The sequence below is a fragment of the Halomonas sp. G15 genome (genome assembly GCF_021282295.1).
In the GTDB taxonomy this organism is placed as follows: Bacteria; Pseudomonadota; Gammaproteobacteria; order Pseudomonadales; family Halomonadaceae; genus Halomonas; species Halomonas alimentaria.
In genome coordinates this window covers 1-2,001 of sequence record NZ_JAJSPA010000077.1, presented here as the reverse complement: position 1 = coordinate 2,001, position 2,001 = coordinate 1, and the positions used below count along the sequence as shown (strand labels likewise).

At 61.7% G+C, this 2,001-nt stretch carries 1 protein-coding gene; it reads right to left on the bottom strand.

Translation table 11 applies throughout. From position 1 onward, the window contains the following. Positions 1–88: 88 nt before the first annotated feature. Positions 89–1,369: a group II intron reverse transcriptase/maturase gene (ltrA, locus tag LWH48_RS17970; protein ID WP_023006382.1), complete on the bottom strand. Its 1,281-nt coding sequence runs from the start codon at positions 1,367–1,369 to the stop codon at positions 89–91. Positions 1,370–2,001: the final 632 nt, after the last annotated feature.

The following is a 2,001-nucleotide window of genomic DNA, read 5'->3' as shown; positions in this document are numbered from 1 at the left end:
GGTCGGGTAGACCGGACGATTGCTCGTTCCGGCCCCCCACAGATCCGAGCGTGCGCGATTGACGCACTCGGCTCCTCAACCGTCAGGTTCACACGAAGGACGCTCGGTGCACGATTCTCGCTCGCGGTAACGGGAGTGTCAGCAACAGTTGCCTTGCCTTCTCCCACGGGAACCATCCTCTCTGCGATCGCCTCCTGAGCCACTTGATCCAGGTTGTCTGAACCCTGTATTGGAAGCGTTGCAGAGACTCGATGTTGTGGGTTATCCCGTAGTACGCATAGTGCCCCATAACCTTTCGACAGAGTTGGCGGTGCTGATCACGCAGGGGCAGGTGGCGGTTGGCTCGGCACCACAGCGAAATTCGCTTCAGGCCTCGCTTGAACCGGTCCTTGGCCGTTTTCTGCTTGATGATCCAGCGTCCACGCAGGGACTTCCCCCAGTAATAGGTAAAGCCCAGGAAGTCGAAGGTCTCGGCCCGTAGCTCGCGATGTGGCCGAAACCGTACCAGCCGAGTCTTGGTCGGGTGCAGGGTAAGGCCGAAGCGCGCAAAGCGCTTGGCCAGTACCTCCAGCACCTTGCGGGCATCAGCTTCGTTGCTGAAGGCGAGCACGGCATCATCGGCGAAGCGCACCGAGAATGCTCGTCCGCGCAGGCGTGGTTTGACGTCTTGCTCAAACCACTCATCCAGCACGTAGTGGAGGTAGACATTCGCCAGCAAGGGGGAAATCACACCCCCTTGTGGGCTGCCTATCTCGCCCTTCTGCCATTGCCCGGCGTCCAATACCCCGGCCTTGAGCCACTTGCCGATCAGGCGGAGGATCACGCCGTCCTTCACTCGTTGCTGCAGAAACGCACGCAGGTGCTGGTGGTCGATCGTGTCGAAGAAGGCTTTGATGTCCAGATCAATGACCCAGCCTCCGCCCATCGACATCAGGCCATTCCTCACCGTTCCGATGGCCTGATGCGCCGAGCGCCCCGGCCGGAAACCATACGAGCACTCGTGAAAATCATGCTCATAGAGCGGCTCCAGCAGGGCCACCACGGCACGTTGCAGGACCTTGTCTTCGAAGGTAGGAATGCCAATCGGCCGTGTGGAGCGCCCGTCTCCCTTGGGAATATTGACGCGCCGCACCGGCGGCGCCCGGTAGCGACCGCTCTTGGCCGCTTCCAGCAGACGCTGGACGTTAGCCTCGAAGTCGCGCGCGAAGTCGTCCGCCGTCTGGCCGTCGATCCCGACGGCGCCGTCACGGCGCGTCATCAGGTAGGCCGTCCTCAGCCACTGGGCGTCGATATGATGCGCCAGTGACGTGAAGGCACGCTGCGGGAAGCGCTCTGCCAGCGCTGCTATCCGCACTTGTTTCGTGGACATGACCTCAGGTTCCTGTGCACCTGTCATGTTGCCCTCGTGCAGTTCTGATGATTGGCCGCCCCTTCCCTCCAGCGGGTCCCGTCGAGTAGGTTCCCCGCCTTCTTCGGTACTATGAGCGACTCCGACTCCCGCCCTTCCATCCGGCTGGCTCCTTATGGTCGCCTGGCCGTACCCCCTGAGTGCCTGTTGTTTGCTTCCGGTACCGTCAGGCACGACAGCACCGGACCGGGAGCTTTCGCCGCAGGCAGCCCCATGCCTGTACCTTTGTCGTTCAGAGGAGAAGGACGGGCCTCCCAGGTTCCTGGGAAACCCCTGTATGGACATGCCCTGCTCTTCGACCCCGGCGGCCCTTCCCTGCCAAGCCATACGGCAGGGTCGTGTTGCCTTCCAGCATTTGAAAACTGTCGGCGACTGCCACTACCACAATTTCGGGGCTCTATCACACGGCCTATCCACTCGCTGTGTACGCTTCGCAGCGGCGGTTACCCGACACCACGCAACACTCGCTGCCGGCTGGTGGCTAGCCTTGGCCGGGTGGGACTTTCACCCACTGGGTTTCACGACATCCTTTCCACCTTCTCGGTTTCCCGGATGTCCAGGCTTTGCCTGGCGCACTCAAATCTGGTGGATGG